The sequence below is a fragment of the Aliiglaciecola litoralis genome, assembly GCF_039523355.1.
GTDB classification, from domain to species: Bacteria; Pseudomonadota; Gammaproteobacteria; order Enterobacterales; family Alteromonadaceae; genus Aliiglaciecola; species Aliiglaciecola litoralis.
Genome location: NZ_BAAAFD010000010.1, coordinates 146395 through 162093, shown reverse-complemented (window position 1 = coordinate 162093; position 15699 = coordinate 146395). Strand labels below are relative to the sequence as shown.

The window sequence follows — 15699 nt, the reverse complement described above, 5'->3', positions numbered from 1 at the left end:
AGCTGGGCTTCGAAGCTTACTTAGCTAATCAGACTCTGATTAACAAAGTGTAGTGTCACTACAAACCACTGTCCACTCTACACGGCCGTTAGCAATCGCAGGAGTCATAGTTACAGTCTCGCCTGCCAAAGTAGAACCATCGCTCTGGTAAGTTGCAGTAATTACACCGTCAAGTGTGGTAAGACCGTGAACTGCTGCACCTACTGTTACGTTAGCTGGAACGCCGTTTGAACCTGCGTCACAATCTGCAACTGCACCATTGATGTTGGCACACACTTCAACTGCTGACTTAGCTGCTGAAGTCGAGTTAGTTACTTCAGAAAATTTTGCCTTATCAGTGAAGCCTTGGTAAGCCGGAAGTGCGATGGCAGCTAGGATACCGATAATCGCAACAACGATCATTAGTTCGATTAATGTGAAGCCTTTATTGTTTGTCATCTGAGTCATTTTCATCTTGTCAATCTCCAGCACCGATGGTGCAATTAAGTTACTGTAATATAAAAGTTAAGTTTCTAAAAATTCAAAACCCTGTTTGCGTTAAATGGCGTCCTCGTTGAATTCATAATCAGTATAGAACGAGTTTCGGTACTGACAAGTATGCAGGAGCATACCTAAGTGTATGAACTGAAACAAAACAAGCTTCTGAAAATAGTTAACTATTTGATTCTCAATGATAAATCAATAGATTGCAGATCCTTGGTTAATGCTCCCGATGATACGAAATCTATACCAAATTCACGTAATTTAGTTAATTTCCGGTCAGTAATGTTACCTGATACTTCTAATTTGACCTTTTTTTGATTGATCTTTATTGCTTGACTTAGCATCTCGTCGTTGAAATTGTCTAACATCACAATATCGGCTCTTGCGTCAATCGCTTGAGCGAGTTCGTCTAATGTCTCAACTTCTACTTCTATGGTTTTTCCCGGTACGTTAGCGCGAGCTTGGGCCACAGCGTTGTGGATCGAACCACAGGCTAAAATATGATTTTCCTTAATAAGGAAAGCATCATACAAACCAACTCGGTGATTCTTACCGCCGCCACACGTCACCGCATACTTTTGCGCAAGCCGCAATCCAGGTATTGTTTTACGTGTGTCGAGCAGTGTAATGCCAGAGCCTTCAAGTAATTTCACATAATGGGCTGTGGTGGTAGCGGTAGCCGATAGGGTCTGCAAAAAATTTAATGCGGTGCGTTCGGCGGTTAAAATGGATCTGGCTGAGCCACTAATAGTGCACAATACCGAATTAGCTTCGCAGCGCTGTCCATCATTCGCTTGCCAGTTAACGATTAGTTCAGGATTTACCTGTTCAAAAGTTGCTTGAGCCCAATCTGTTCCGCATAAAATACAGTCTTCTCGCGTGATAATAGTCGCTTTAACCTGATGATCTGATGGTATCAAAGCGGCGGTGATATCACCGACTTCAGGACGTTGATTGTTAAGATCCTCGGCTAAAGCTCGAGCAACATCGCTGGCGATGCTAGCGGGTAAGGTCATTGATTGCATGGATTGTCCGAAATAATTAAAAATTTAAAGTTGGCGAAATTGTCGGTTAAAACTAATTACGCAGAATGAGCCAGTCACCACTTTGGGTAAATTCTAAATGCTTAAGCACGCTCATGCCCAACAGCACTTCGTCATCGCGCATACCCGGATTGATACTCGCGTTGACATCATTTAAGGCGATTGAACCTAAATCCAGTCGCTGAATTTTGGTCTGGTACACGGTTACGTTGCCGTTGGCCGTAGACGCCGTATACGATTGGCCTGCGACTAGCCCTAGATCGCCGGCTAAATGGGCTGGGACAGACACGTTGGTAGCACCGGTATCAAGTAAAAATGTCACGGGTTGCCCATTTATTAGGCCGGTCGCCACATAATGACCCATACGATTGCGTTTCAGTTTTACTTCTACTCTGTGTCCATCTACGGTGCTCACCGGAGACTGATTTGGGTTGCGTTGTTTTTCCAGTGAATTACGGAAGAATAACGTGAGTAACACAAGTCCAGTGAGCCAAAATGCGATCAGCATCCATTTGCCAAATTTGCTTGGATCTTGGGTTTGCTGCGGATTTTGTTCCATTGTCGTTTGTTCCCCTGTTATGCTTAGGCTCATATTATTCATCTACAGATTATAAAAAGATATCGATTTACATTGATGTCACGATGGAGCCGAAATGCAAATTAATGATGGATGGTTAGATTGTGCTGACCAGTCACCATGCGATCATTTTGATAGTAGACCAGACACCTATGATATCAGTCTGCTGGTGATCCACAATATTTCATTGCCACCTGGAATGTTTGGCGGTTCTCATATACAAGACTTTTTCGCAGGTCAACTCGACCCCCAAGCCCATCCTTTTTTTCAACAAATCTGTGCAATGCGCGTATCATCGCATTTATTAATTCGACGAGATGGCAACATTGTGCAGTTTGTTCCGTTTCACCAAAGAGCATGGCACGCCGGTTTATCCAGTTTTCAGGGGCGCAGCTGCTGTAATGACTATTCAATTGGGATTGAAATGGAAGGAACGGATGAGGTTGCCTATACAAATGAACAATATCAAGCGCTTATTAAAGTAACCAAGTGTATTATGGCGACTTATCCTGCGATAACATTGGCAAATATTGTAGGACATAATGATATTGCGCCTGGCAGAAAAACCGACCCAGGCCACGCATTTGATTGGTGTTATTATCGCCAACGCTTAAATTAGATACGTTTAATAAGTTAATAATTAGCTAAACCAAAATAGAGAGTAATTCATGACGCTGATCAGTTTAATCGTAGTGTTGTTGGCAGAACGTGTCGCCAATCAGTCTAAGTACTGGCAAGCCAATTTCTATACGTCACATTTATTTGCCTTCTTGCAACGACGAGATATTGTCAAACCAGGCATGCAAAGCGCCACATTTATTGCTGTCATTGGATTGCCTACTGTATTTCTGCTTATTTTACTGGGGCAAATAGACAGCAGCATTGTGAGGTTAGTGTTAGATACCGCCATATTGATGGTCTGCATCGGATGTCCAGCATTGCGAGAAACCTACAAAAACTATCTACAAGCAGCCAACCGTGGCGATTTTCAAGCCTCGAGCATGTATGCCGATCAGTTAGGTCACGATGTTGACAGTCCAGCAACATTCGGACAGATGTTGGTGTGGCTCAATTATCAACATTATGCTGCGGTGATCATTTGGTTTGCATTACTCGGACCGGCAGGAAGCGTTCTGTATGTATTAACACGTGCGCTGCATGAAACCACGCTTGAACAGCATGACGATTCTCATCCCATAAGTGAAAAGGTTCTACATATACTTGATTGGATCCCTGTGCGGGTTACCGCTTTAGGCTTTTTACTGGTGGGTCACTTTTCAAAAGCACTACCAATTTGGTTGAGTCATTTTGGCAATCTTCATACTCCCGCCAAAACGCTACTTTGTGACGTTGCTCGTGCTGCTGAGGAAGTTGAGCCCGACGAAACAGACTGCACTGAAGAGCCTTGTACATTAGTTCGGTTAGCGAAACGTAATGTGATGTTTTTAGTTGTGGCGATTTCTATTTTATCATTATCGGGTTGGTTGCGTTAATTTCACGCGTATTGGATTAATGGTCAGACCAGGCAGTGGAATTCTCTGCTGCCCTTATTTTCACTGTGTTAAAGTCTTTAAAATCCCACACTTTGAACTCGCTGTTAGGGACAGGTGTTTACCTATAATCTGATCTAGTCTAAAGTATTAGGTTAAATGGTCTTACCAATTTGATATTGTTGTACGATTGTCACGTTGGATTTAGACACCAAGCTAAATACTAAGTAGCACCAAAGCACGAGAAAAAAGCGACCATATGCAGCGAATCCAGTCCCGAAAATTATCCGATGTGATCACCGAACAGCTTGAGTCGATGATCATTGACGGTCGTTTATTGGCTGGTCAAAAACTGCCACCTGAACGGGAGTTAGCTGAAAAGTTTGCGGTTTCTAGGCCCTCTTTGCGCGAAGCTATTCAGAATTTAGAAGCGCGCGGCTTGTTACTGCGAAAACAAGGCGGTGGCACTTTTATAAAACGCAACCTTACTGCTTCGGTGACGGACCCCTTGATGGATCTCATCGCCAAGCGGCCAGAAACACAATTTGATTTATTGGAGTTTCGCCACGCTCTCGAGGGAATGGCGGCCTACTATGCTGCGCTGCGCGGGCAACCCGAAGATCATGTCAAATTAAAGCAATGGTTGTTAGAAATTGAAGCTTTGAGTGCCAATGAAGATAAAAGCCAAGAATCACAAGCGTTAGTGGAATTTTATTTGACCATGGCCCAAGCCTCTCACAACTTAGTGTTGGTGCATGTTATGCGTAGCCTCAAAACGATGTTGCAAGATAATATCAAAGCGAATCTAGAGGTGCTGGCAACCGGTAACGACGTGGCCGGTACAATACAATCACAACGAAAGACGATTGTAGCCGCTATCCTTGCGCGTGATCCAGAAACGGCACGCCAAGCTAGTAATGAACATCTGGCCTTTATTGAAGATACATTGCTTGAAATTAATACTCAGGATACTCGTATCCAGCGAGCACTAAGACGAATAGAAATTAAAAAATAGATTTGCAGGCAACTCAAAGTCGCCTCAATGGTAAATAACGTATTGGAAAAGAAATGAAAAGTTGCTGAACTGCACTATTCTTATGCTTGGCCAATACATTCATTATTAAATTAACTAAAGGAAAGCACCATGACTGATATGATGCATCCGGATGTGGATCCACAAGAAACCCAGGAATGGATAGAAGCGCTTGAAGCGGTATTGCAAGAAGAGGGCGTAGAACGCGCCCATTACTTGTTAGAAAGCTTGATAGAAAAAGCGCGTCGCAGTGGCGCTCACTTACCCTATACCGCGACTACTGCTTACATTAATACTATTCCTGCCGGTCAAGAGCCGACCATGCCGGGCGATCAGACAATTGAAGCAAAAATCCGTAACGCCATTCGTTGGAACGCGATGATGATGGTATTACGGGGTTCCAAGAAAGATCTTGAACTGGGCGGTCATATCTCCAGTTTTGCTTCTTCAGCCATGCTGTATGACGTGGGTTTTAACCATTTCTTCAGAGCGCCGAATGAAAAAGATGGCGGTGATTTCTTATTTGTACAAGGGCATGTATCACCGGGTATTTATTCTCGCGCTTACATCGAAGGTCGCTTATCTGAGGAACAACTAGACGGATTCAGACAAGAAGCTGAAGGTAAAGGACTGTCTTCCTATCCTCACCCCAAGCTGATGCCCGACTTCTGGCAGTTCCCAACGGTATCCATGGGCTTAGGGCCAATGCAAGCGATCTATCTAGCGCGCTTCTTAAAATACCTTACCAACCGTGGTTTGAAAGATTGCTCTGAACAACGGGTTTGGTGCTTTATGGGTGACGGTGAAGTCGATGAGCCAGAAAGCTTAGGCGCTATTGGTCTGGCTTCAAGAGAAGGTCTCGACAACCTGACGTTTGTGATCAACTGTAACTTGCAACGCTTAGACGGCCCTGTTCGTGGTAATGGTAAAATTATCCAAGAACTCGAAGGCACCTTCCGTGGTGCGGGATGGGAAGTATTCAAAGTTATTTGGGGACGTTATTGGGATCCATTGTTGGCGCGAGACACCTCGGGCAAATTGTTGGATGTCATGAACGAGACCGTTGATGGTGAGTATCAAAATTACAAAGCCAAAGGGGGCGCCTACACCCGTGAGCATTTCTTTGGTAAATATCCAGAGCTAATCGACATGGTTTCGAATATGTCAGACGAAGATATCTGGCGTTTGAATCGTGGCGGCCACGATCCGGTTAAAGTGTATGCTGCGTATAAACGCGCCACTGAAACCAAAGGGCGTCCACAGGTTATTCTGGCAAAAACCGTTAAGGGTTATGGTTTAGGTGCTGCGGGTGAAGGTAAAAACATTGCGCACAACGTCAAGAAAATGGATATAGACGCGGTTCGTCAATATCGCGATCGCTTTAATATCCCGGTTTCTGATAAAGAGTTGGAAAACCTGCCGTATTACAAATTTGATGAAGACAGCTCAGAGCTGAAATACCTCAAAGAACGTCGCGAAAAATTACACGGTTTCATGCCTGTGCGTTTAGCCGACTGTGACGAAGATTTACCCGCAATCCCACTTAAAGCATTTGAAGCTATTACTAAAGGCTCGGGTGAGCGTGAAATATCGACTACCATGGCCTTTGTTCGCGTGTTAACCGTGATGCTCAAAGACAAGCAAATTGGTAGTCGCATTGTGCCAATCATTCCTGATGAAGCCAGAACCTTCGGTATGGAAGGCTTGTTTAGACAGGTGGGTATTTATTCTAGCCAAGGGCAAAAATACGTGCCCCAAGATGCTGACCAAGTTGCTTATTACCGTGAAGATACCAAAGGTCAGGTACTGCAAGAAGGGATCAACGAATTAGGTGCAATGGCATCATGGTTAGCGGCGGGTACGTCTTACTCGACCAATAACCTGCCTATGATCCCCGTGTATATCTATTACTCTATGTTTGGTTTCCAACGTGTCGGTGATATGGCATGGGCTGCAGGTGATAGCCAAGCGCGTGGCTTCCTTGTGGGTGGCACAGCCGGCAGAACCACATTGAACGGTGAAGGTTTGCAGCACCAAGATGGCCACAGTCATGTTCAAGCTGCATTGATCCCCAACTGTATAACCTACGACCCAACTTACGGTTATGAAGTTGCTGTGGTTGTCCAAGAAGGTATCCGTCGCATGGGTGAAAACCATGAGAATGTATTCTATTACCTTACTGTAATGAACGAAAATTACGTACAACCTGAAATGCCAAAGGGCGCAGAAGAAGGCATTATCAAAGGAATTTATTCACTTGAAAAAGTCGGAACTGCGAAGAGTAAGAAGAAGGTTAAGTTGCTTGGTTCAGGTACTATTTTATTGCAGGTGCGTGAAGCAGCGCAATTGCTAAAAGATAAGTTCTCTGTGGCCAGTGAAGTCTTCAGCGTGCCTTCATTCAATGAGCTGGCTCGTGATGGACTAGATTGTGAGCGTTACAACATGCTCAACCCTACCAAAAAAGCCAAGGTGCCTTACATTACCTCTGTGTTAGAAGAAGGATTTGATGGTCCCACCATTGCCGCTACTGATTATGTGAAGAACTATGCCGATCAAGTTCGCGCGTTTGTACCCGGTCAATATAAAGTATTGGGAACCGATGGTTTTGGGCGTTCAGATAGCCGTGCTAATTTGCGTAATCACTTTGAAGTAGACGCTAAATTCATTGCCGTGGCAGCATTGCATGAATTGGTGAAAGCTGGTGATGTAGAACACAAAGTGCTCGTTGATGCCATCAAAGAGTTTGGCATTGATGGCGATAAACTTAATCCACTTTACGCTTAATAAGGAGGAATCAAAATGTCCGAAATGAAAGATGTATTGGTACCTGATGTTGGCGGTGAAGAGGTTGAGATCATCGAAATTTGTGTCGCTGTTGGCGACTCAGTTGATGCAGAAGCATCACTGATAACGGTAGAAAGCGACAAAGCGAGTATGGATATTCCGGCTCCCTTTGCTGGTGAAGTGGCAGAGATCTTGGTTAGCGTTGGCGACAAAGTCAGCCAAGATACCTTGATAATGAAATTATCAGCCGCCGGAGCTTCATCATCTGCGAGTGATACAGATGCCAAGCCTAGCGAAACTAAAGCCGAGCAGCCTAAAGAATCTGCGCCAGCACCAAAAGCAGAAACACAGCAGGCTCAATCTAGTGGCCAAGCACAAACTATCGAAGTGACGGTGCCCGATATTGGTGGCGATACCGATGTCGAGGTCATTGAAGTGTTAGTGGCTGAAGGTGACAAGATCGAAGCAGAAACCGGTCTTATCACTTTAGAAACTGATAAAGCCACGATGGATGTACCTTCTCCTGCGGCCGGTGTGGTCAAGTCGCTCAAGATTAAGGTCGGCGACAAAGTGTCAGAAGGCACTTTGGTGTTATTACTTGAATCCGAATCCGAATCTGCATCCACATCCTCACAGGCAACGGCTGAGAAATCTGCTGATGATTCTCAGGACCGCAGTGAGCCTGAAGCACAAGGTACGACTGGCTCGTCGTCGAGTACCTCAGTGATCGATGTGACTGTGCCTGATATTGGTGGTGATACTGACGTTGATATCATCGATGTGTTGGTTAGCGAAGGTGATGAAATTGAAGCCGAAGCAGGCCTGATCACTTTGGAAACCGACAAAGCCACCATGGATGTGCCAGCCCCGCAAGGTGGCAAGGTCAAAAGTGTGGCGGTTAAAGTCGGTGACAAAGTCTCCGAAGGCAGTTTAGTAATTACCTTAGAAGTGACTGAACAAGGCTCGCAAAGTCAAACTGATAGCAAGTCAGACTCGCCCGCGCAACAAAGCGCTGCGCAATCTACTTCAAGTCAATCGGCCAGTAAGCCAGCCGATAGCCCTAAACCACCACCCGTTCCTCATCACCCCTCTGCGGGTGAAAAGAAACCCGGTGGCATTGTGCATGCTTCTCCTTCGGTTCGACGCGTCGCCAGAGAGTTCGGTGTCGACTTAACCTTGGTAACGGGTACGGGACCTAAAAAGCGTATTTTGAAGGAAGATGTGCAATCGTTCGTCAAATACGAATTGTCCAGACCGAAGATGACAGCCGGCTCATCGGTTGCAAGTGGCTCGGGTGGCCTGCAAGTATTGCCGCCACCGAAAGTCGATTTTGCCAAATTTGGTGAAGTCGAAGAAGTGTCACTGACCCGTATTCAAAAGATTTCAGGACCTAACCTGCATCGTAACTGGGTGACTATTCCCCACGTTACTCAGTTTGAAGAAGCTGATATCACTGATATCGAAGCTTTCCGAAAAGAGCAGAATGTCATTGCTGAAAAACGTAAGTTAGGGGTCAAGATCACGCCACTGGTATTCATGATGAAAGCGGTGGCCGATGCGCTGAAGAAATATCCGGTATTCAATACCTCTTTGTCTGAGTCTGGCGAAAGCTTGATCCAGAAAAAGTATTATCACATCGGTATTGCAGTAGACACTCCTGGAGGGCTTGTAGTCCCCGTGGTCAGGGATGTCGATAAAAAAGGCATTCTAGACATATCACGAGAGTTATCCGAGATCAGCGTGAAAGCGCGAGACGGCAAACTGAAAGCGGCCGATATGCAGGGCAGTTGTTTTACCATATCAAGCTTAGGCGGTATTGGTGGTACGGCGTTTACGCCTATTGTTAATGCGCCCGATGTGGCTATATTGGGTGTGTCAAAAAGTGAGATCAAACCTAAATGGAACGGCAAAGAGTTTGAGCCGCGGTTGATGTTACCCTTATCTCTGTCTTATGATCACCGCGTAATCGACGGTGCGGTAGCGGCCCGATTCGCCGTACATTTAAGTCAGGTACTGGCAGATATGCGTCAAATATTACTGTAACAACGAATCGATGTGTGCAGCGTTAAAACTAAGCTGCACACATTTTTAGGTTTTTTAAGTGTTTAGTGGTGCTTTTCTTTGCTAAGCGACCTGTGCATAGGTAGAATTTTACAGGTCAACGAGAATAAAATTCGAAATTTGAGGTCATAATGAGCGAAATAAAAACGCAACTGGTCGTGCTAGGGGCAGGACCTGGTGGATATTCTGCAGCTTTCAGAGCTGCCGATTTAGGTATTGAAACCGTAATTGTAGATGCACGTGAAACCCTTGGTGGCGTGTGTTTGAATGTAGGTTGTATCCCATCAAAAGCACTTTTGCACGTGGCAAAAGTAATTGATGATGCTAAAGAAATGGCCCACCACGGTGTCGTTTTTGGCGAGCCTAAAATTGACATCGACAAAGTACGTGAGTGGAAAGACAGCGTGGTTTCTCAGCTGACCAAAGGTCTGTCTGGCATGTCGAAAATGCGCAAAGTTAAACATGTGCAGGGTTACGGTAAATTCACCGGTTCTAATACTCTGGAAGTTGACGGCAAAGACGGTAAAACGACGATTAAATTCGACAATGCCATCATAGCCGCGGGCTCTGAGCCAGTTACCTTGCCGTTTATCCCTCATGATGATGAGCGCGTGATTGATTCGACTGGCGCACTGGAAATGAAAGATATTCCAGAAAAAATGCTGGTTCTTGGTGGCGGTATTATTGGCCTGGAAATGGGGACGGTATATCGTTCATTAGGTTCACAGGTAGATGTGGTTGAGTTTCTTGATCAACTTATTCCAGCTGCTGATAAAGACGTTATCAAGATCTATCAAAAATATGTGAAAGATAAATTTAACGTCATGCTCGAAACGAAAGTTACCGCAGTTGACGCTAAAAAAGATGGTTTATACGTGACCTTTGAAGGTAAACAAGCACCTGACAAGCCGGTTAAATATGACAAAGTGTTGGTTGCCGTTGGTCGTCGCCCTAATGGCAGCTTAGTGGATGCTGAGAAAGCCGGTGTGAAAGTCACTGATCGTGGCTTTATCGAAGTCGACAAGCAAATGCGCACTAATGTTAGCAATATCTTCGCCATTGGAGATTTAGTGGGTCAACCTATGTTGGCTCACAAAGCGGTACATGAAGGACATGTAGCAGCTGAAGTCATTTCTGGCATGAAACATTTCTTCGATCCTAAGTGTATTCCTTCGGTAGCCTATACCGATCCTGAAATCGCTTGGGTCGGTGTCACTGAAAAAGAAGCCAAAGAGCAGGGAATTAATTACGAATCCGCGACTTTCCCGTGGGCTGCTTCAGGTCGTGCAATTGCGTCAGGTCGCACCGAAGGCATGACCAAAATGATTTTTGAGAAAGACACGCATCGAGTTATCGGTGGCGCAATAGTAGGTATTAACGCAGGCGAGATGCTGGGCGAAATTGGCTTAGCTATTGAAATGGGCGCAGATGCAGAAGATGTTGCATTAACCGTTCATGCTCACCCAACCTTGAACGAGTCTATCGGTCTTGCAGCAGAAATGTACGAAGGTAGTATTACTGACTTGCCAAATCCTAAGGCTAAGAAAAAGAAATAATATCGTCAAAAATGAAAAAGGCTGAATGTTGATTCAGCCTTTTTTTTGCATATTTATCCCAAGTTCAGGTTATTTAAGCGTTCGTTAACTAAAGTGGCTTAGCGCGGAACCATCCGGTAATCGACAACCGTGGTTTGCGGGCATAAGGCGCCACATAGGTCACCGCATGAACATGATTAACGTCAAATAAAGTCAATGAATTGAACGTCGGAGCCCAAGCATCTCTTGGGGTGCCATCTTGTTGATAAAACTGCAACAATCCACCCCAGTCAGGGTGCCACTCTGGGGTAAGGTTAAGAACGTAGGCCACGCGTCTTTGTTCAGTGTCATGCACATCATTATGCCGAGTGAGAAAATTGCCGGGATAGTAACGAGTCACTTGGGCACTGGCTGCAACAATATCGTCGAATCCCGATATCTTCTTAATGGCATCCAAGGTCGATGGCGCATTTAGAAATTCAAACGCTTGTTTTACTAAGCTGGTGGAATCTTTATCAGGGCTAAGAACATGGCGACCATAATAAAATCCAATGCCTTTACTCGCTTCGCCATAAATCCGATGCATAAGATTGTTTAACTGCTCTTGAGGCAATTTATGTAGTTCCTCATAGGTCGACGATTTATATTCACCATCGAGAACGTACGCAGTCTCAAAAGGAACGTTGTCGTGGATATCGACAGCCAATTTAGCCGCAATTTCATCATCCAATACTTCCAGTATGCGGGTGCGTTTGTCTGATTTATATTGTTTTGCCACATTGGCTATATTTACCGATGAGTTGAACTGAATTGTCATAGCAAAGAGTACTTCTTTAATTAATATGGGAGGATTTTAACTTAACTGTCGTGGTTTTTGAGGGTTAATTTAAAAAAATATTTTAGTCGGCTTGAGCAGCGTTACCTTTATCATGGCGAACGACCTTTTATCGCCTAGCGATTCAGTATCATCTGCGCTTAAAAAACGGCATAATTAGTCTTACCAGTTAACCTTTTGCTGTTTTGATAATCGCGATGGATCAATTAGAGTTCTTTGAGATTCCCAGCCCCTGTATAGGCGTATGCCAAGCAGGTAAGGCTGGCTATTGCACGGGCTGTTATCGAAGTCGAGAGGAACGCTTGCATTGGCATCAAGCCTCTCCCTACGCAAAGCGCATCATAGTCAAAGCCTGCAATAGGCGTAAAAAGTTGGCAGCAAAAAGTAAGGTCTCTGGTATCGAAGAGATAAACCAACCCAGCCAAGCCAGTTTGTTTGGTGATGAATAAAATAGCGCGCTAATTGTTATCGCTTAGATGAATTAGTCTGAACTCAATCTGGCACTTTTCATATGCGAACTTGATTAAATCTGACAGTCGTCTGAGTGCCAAAAGCGGAAATTTGAGTGTTAAGTTTGAACGGCAGTTGAGTACGTAAACCTGATATTGGCGAAATGAATTTTTTACCTCAAAGGGTAGTCGACTAACAAAAAAATTCATTGGACAGAGAACTATCGATCTTTGTCAGAAAAGACAATGCTAGCTTTTACTTCAGGGAAAATCACTTTCTTATTACATGGAAAAAGAAAAAATTTGCATTAAAGGCGATGATTTTCATCGCCTTTAATACGCCATAATTTAAATTATGCTTTTCTAATTCTGTGCAGAAATAAAAGGGCTAGAGCGAATAAACTAAGAGTGGCGGGTTCAGGTACCTCGTTTACTGCTTCAGTCCAAATAGCATAAGTCAGGTCATCTCTACAGTCACTGCAAGGGTCGAAATAAGGGCCTGCTAGGGAGTTCTCATTGGTGTTAAGATTTACGTCGATATTGAGTACTCCACTTCCATTCCAAAACGCATTAACTATCCAGCAATAGCTAGTGTTTTCGCAACCAAACGTTAACTCTGGTTGGGTTCCAAAATTTCCCATTACTCCATTAATAAAAACTTGTTCAATAAGTGCATTACCCGCTAGTTCAGCATCCGCTTGAGACTGCCATAGAAAATCACCTGATTCATCACAGCCTGTCCACGCATCTTCGCACGTACCTTCAAAAAAGGTTACATCGAAAAGCGTACCGTCTATTTCAACATCTGTCGCACCAATTAATTGTCCGCCACTAACAATTAAACCAGCGTTAGAACTAAAAGGTATCAAGAAAGTGATTAATAAAAGAATTCGAAGTGAACTGATGGTTTTCATACTTTTTCCTAATTTAAAATGCATCAATAAATCAAAGCAAATTTTACGCCAATAAATTTTATGATAATTAACATATAGTTAACTATAACAGAGTATGCAATTGTAAAATTTATGGACGCAAGTAAATTGATAGTTTCAAAGCAAACCTGTCTCTTGAAGTTCCATATTTGGTCTTAGGTGTTATTTGAAAGCAATAAGCAAACTGTTCGTTACTTGTCTTTTTGTGCCAGTCGAAAGAACCAGTGGGACTGAAAAGTACGTGAAGCCGCCGTTCAGGTGTGTAAAACCAAACGACAGAAATGAGCGAATTGCAGACCTTCATCTTTAAAAGATTAGGCTACCGCTTCAGACAAGAAGCGGTCATTCAATCTTGTGATTCTTGATTACTGCTATGTGCCATTTGCTGACATCAAGATCGAATGGTTTTAATGATCACTTTGTACGTTTTTCAGACGGTTGCTTTTTGAGGGCGCCCAGTGGCAAGAAACGGCTAAAAGGAGACTCTGAACTTGATAGTTCTTAGCTAATGTTTCAATGAACTTTCCAGTATGTAAGAAGGTCGTTGACTTTACTATCTATCTCCTTCCATTTTGATAGATGTTTGTATCTAAATTCTAGGATTAACCAATAACCATTGGGTTGGTGATGATACTCCATAACACAAATTTTATTGGGAGTCGTAGTTGAGCAAGTAACGTAAATGCGTTGTCCGGCATCAGTGTTTGCTAATGCCGTAATTCGGTCATTGAGACTGGATTCATACAACTCTAAATCATACTGGTCCAATTCAGTTGCTCGACTCAATAATCCATAGTTGACAAGTCTATTGATACCTACTTCTGGCTCCGGTCCCGGTGGGTTTGATTCCGAGTAAACAGAGACCTGGACCTTTGAACTGTTGAATTTATCAATAAAGTTTCTTCTGTCGTATCCGTTATAGTCCGGCATAAATACAGAAAAACCGAAAAGATCCGTGCTGAGCTTCTCCTTATAGTTTCCCCAAGGCGTGATAAAATTCATTGGAACCTTAAAAGACAATTCTCCCAATGTGACTAATACGGGTGTATATCTCTGACACTCGGATTTTTTTATCATTTGTCGAAGTGTATCTTCATCGGAACGCCCAATGCCACTGGGGTATGACACTGTATATAGTGCAATCTCTTCTTCAGTTAAGGTAGGCAATAATTCTTGGACAGACCTCTTGCAATCTTGACTAAACAGACTCGATTTTGTTAAATCGAAAAGAACAGTGCTTGTCGTTCCAATCCTTGCACCAGTAAGGAAGTCGAAACCAACAGTAAGTACAGTTCCAAGAATTATCAATATCAAAAATACGGAGAATATTGCTTTTTTCAAACTTATAAAATTCCTAAAGTAACGCCTTCTTCCACATATGTTTAATTAGTTTTAGAGTGACCATGGAAGGCCGGAACGTGGCGAAAGCGCCATTTCAAATCAGAGTAACAAAGTACTCAATGAATGTCTGCAGATTATCTGAAGCAGACCGACGCTGATAGTTAAATCAATGTCTGGTTCTCGCTCGTTGATTCTACCTCAATAGAATGTCAGATCAGATTTGAGCTTCTACCGCTTAGGCTATTGGTAACCATCTGCTCGATCATTTCATCCCAAAGTGGCTCTGGCAAAGTGTGCCCCATGCCAGTAAAAATCTTCAGGGTCGCATTAGGAATAGCGTTGGCCGTTGCGATGCCGCATTCCACGGGTACCAAAGGATCCGCGTCACCATGTATCACTAAACACGGCATGGTTAACTGGGTGAGTTTTTGGGTGCGATCTTCGGCAGCCAAAATAGCACAGGTTTGGCGCCATATTCCGGCAGGATCATAGCTGCGCTGTTTGGCTTTGAGCAGCAGACTTCGTACTTTTTGATGATCAAATTCAAAATGATTTTGATGCAGTAGTTTCCATAACCCCAGAGCGTATTGGATGTATGCCTGCTCTTCTTTGGGAGGGGGCTGCATTACTTTTAACACCACAGATTTCTTAGGTTTTGGCAACTTAGGATCGCCCGTTGTCGACATGATTGAGGTTAAACTCAACAGCCGATGAGGGGCTATAATCGCCATACATTGCGCAATCATCCCGCCCATGGATACGCCCGTGACATGGCATTGGTCGATATTAAGGAAATCGAGTAATGCCAATGCATCCTCTGCCATATTTTCCAAGTGATAAGGCACTTTAAGTCTTCTGCCGAACAATTGATTGGCGAACACTGAGGGCAGGCTAGGTACCTTAGCATGAGAAATTTTGCTGCTGTTGCCTATATCTCGATTATCAAAACGAATCACCCAAAAGCCGCGATCTGCTAGCTTTTGACAAAATCGCTCGTCCCAATGGATCATTTGCGTGGCTAAGCCCATTATCAACAGCATCGCAGGGTGCTTTGGATCACCAAAGGACTCGTAGCAAAGCGTAATGCCATTCACCTCAGCAAGTTTTTCGTTATCGGTAGGGAAATTCATTAACTC

14 protein-coding genes are annotated in these 15699 nt (G+C 43.9%); 7 read left to right on the top strand and 7 right to left on the bottom strand.

The features are described from left to right. Positions 1-39 precede the first annotated feature (39 nt). The 3 genes from ABD036_RS15855 to ABD036_RS15845 form a co-directional block, all read right to left on the bottom strand. Positions 40-438 (bottom strand): pilin, encoded by a 399-nt coding sequence (locus ABD036_RS15855; protein ID WP_343861662.1) that lies wholly within the window; start codon positions 436-438, stop codon positions 40-42. A 218-nt stretch (positions 439-656) separates the two neighbouring features. After that, positions 657-1499 carry a carboxylating nicotinate-nucleotide diphosphorylase gene (gene nadC, locus ABD036_RS15850; RefSeq protein ID WP_343861726.1) on the bottom strand — a complete coding sequence of 281 codons (843 nt, stop codon included), beginning with the start codon at positions 1497-1499 and terminating at the stop codon, positions 657-659. 61 nt (positions 1500-1560) lie between these two features. After that, a complete protein-coding gene (locus ABD036_RS15845; protein WP_343861660.1) occupies positions 1561-2085 on the bottom strand; it encodes a retropepsin-like aspartic protease family protein in 525 nt (174 codons plus the stop codon). Positions 2086-2179: 94 nt separating this feature from the next. On the opposite strand from ABD036_RS15845, the gene ampD reads away from it, so the two are divergent. The 6 genes from ampD to lpdA all read left to right on the top strand — a co-directional run bounded on the left by ampD (position 2180) and on the right by lpdA (position 11027). Beyond that, positions 2180-2722: a 1,6-anhydro-N-acetylmuramyl-L-alanine amidase AmpD gene (gene ampD, locus ABD036_RS15840; RefSeq protein ID WP_343861658.1), complete on the top strand. Its 543-nt coding sequence runs from the start codon at positions 2180-2182 to the stop codon at positions 2720-2722. Positions 2723-2771: 49 nt separating this feature from the next. Next, positions 2772-3596, top strand: a complete 825-nt coding sequence (gene ampE / locus ABD036_RS15835; protein WP_343861656.1) for a beta-lactamase regulator AmpE — start codon at positions 2772-2774, stop codon at positions 3594-3596. 256 nt (positions 3597-3852) lie between these two features. Beyond that, positions 3853-4608, top strand: a complete 756-nt coding sequence (pdhR, locus tag ABD036_RS15830; protein WP_343861654.1) for a pyruvate dehydrogenase complex transcriptional repressor PdhR — start codon at positions 3853-3855, stop codon at positions 4606-4608. A 129-nt stretch (positions 4609-4737) separates the two neighbouring features. Beyond that, positions 4738-7410 carry a pyruvate dehydrogenase (acetyl-transferring), homodimeric type gene (aceE, locus tag ABD036_RS15825; RefSeq protein ID WP_343861652.1) on the top strand — a complete coding sequence of 891 codons (2673 nt, stop codon included), beginning with the start codon at positions 4738-4740 and terminating at the stop codon, positions 7408-7410. 15 nt (positions 7411-7425) lie between these two features. Then, complete coding sequence (aceF, locus tag ABD036_RS15820) at positions 7426-9453, top strand: dihydrolipoyllysine-residue acetyltransferase (protein WP_343861650.1); 2028 nt, start codon at positions 7426-7428, stop codon at positions 9451-9453. Between the two features lie 149 nt (positions 9454-9602). After that, positions 9603-11027, top strand: coding sequence for a dihydrolipoyl dehydrogenase (gene lpdA / locus ABD036_RS15815; protein WP_343861649.1), 1425 nt, complete (start codon positions 9603-9605; stop codon positions 11025-11027). An 88-nt stretch (positions 11028-11115) separates the two neighbouring features. Here the strand turns inward: lpdA and ABD036_RS15810 are convergent, their stop codons facing one another. Continuing rightward, positions 11116-11823 carry a 2OG-Fe(II) oxygenase family protein gene (locus ABD036_RS15810; protein ID WP_343861647.1) on the bottom strand — a complete coding sequence of 236 codons (708 nt, stop codon included), beginning with the start codon at positions 11821-11823 and terminating at the stop codon, positions 11116-11118. A 215-nt stretch (positions 11824-12038) separates the two neighbouring features. On the opposite strand from ABD036_RS15810, the gene ABD036_RS15805 reads away from it, so the two are divergent. Then, positions 12039-12290, top strand: coding sequence for a DUF1289 domain-containing protein (locus ABD036_RS15805; protein ID WP_343861645.1), 252 nt, complete (start codon positions 12039-12041; stop codon positions 12288-12290). Between the two features lie 353 nt (positions 12291-12643). Here ABD036_RS15805 and ABD036_RS15800 read toward each other — a convergent pair whose 3' ends face one another. From ABD036_RS15800 to ABD036_RS15790, 3 genes are all read right to left on the bottom strand, one after another. Beyond that, on the bottom strand, positions 12644-13204 hold the full coding sequence (locus tag ABD036_RS15800) for a PEP-CTERM sorting domain-containing protein (RefSeq protein WP_343861643.1): 561 nt from the start codon (positions 13202-13204) through the stop codon (positions 12644-12646). A 531-nt stretch (positions 13205-13735) separates the two neighbouring features. After that, positions 13736-14563 (bottom strand): hypothetical protein, encoded by an 828-nt coding sequence (locus ABD036_RS15795; protein WP_343861641.1) that lies wholly within the window; start codon positions 14561-14563, stop codon positions 13736-13738. A gap of 209 nt (positions 14564-14772) precedes the next feature. Next, positions 14773-15693, bottom strand: coding sequence for an alpha/beta fold hydrolase (locus ABD036_RS15790; protein WP_343861639.1), 921 nt, complete (start codon positions 15691-15693; stop codon positions 14773-14775). Positions 15694-15699: the final 6 nt, after the last annotated feature.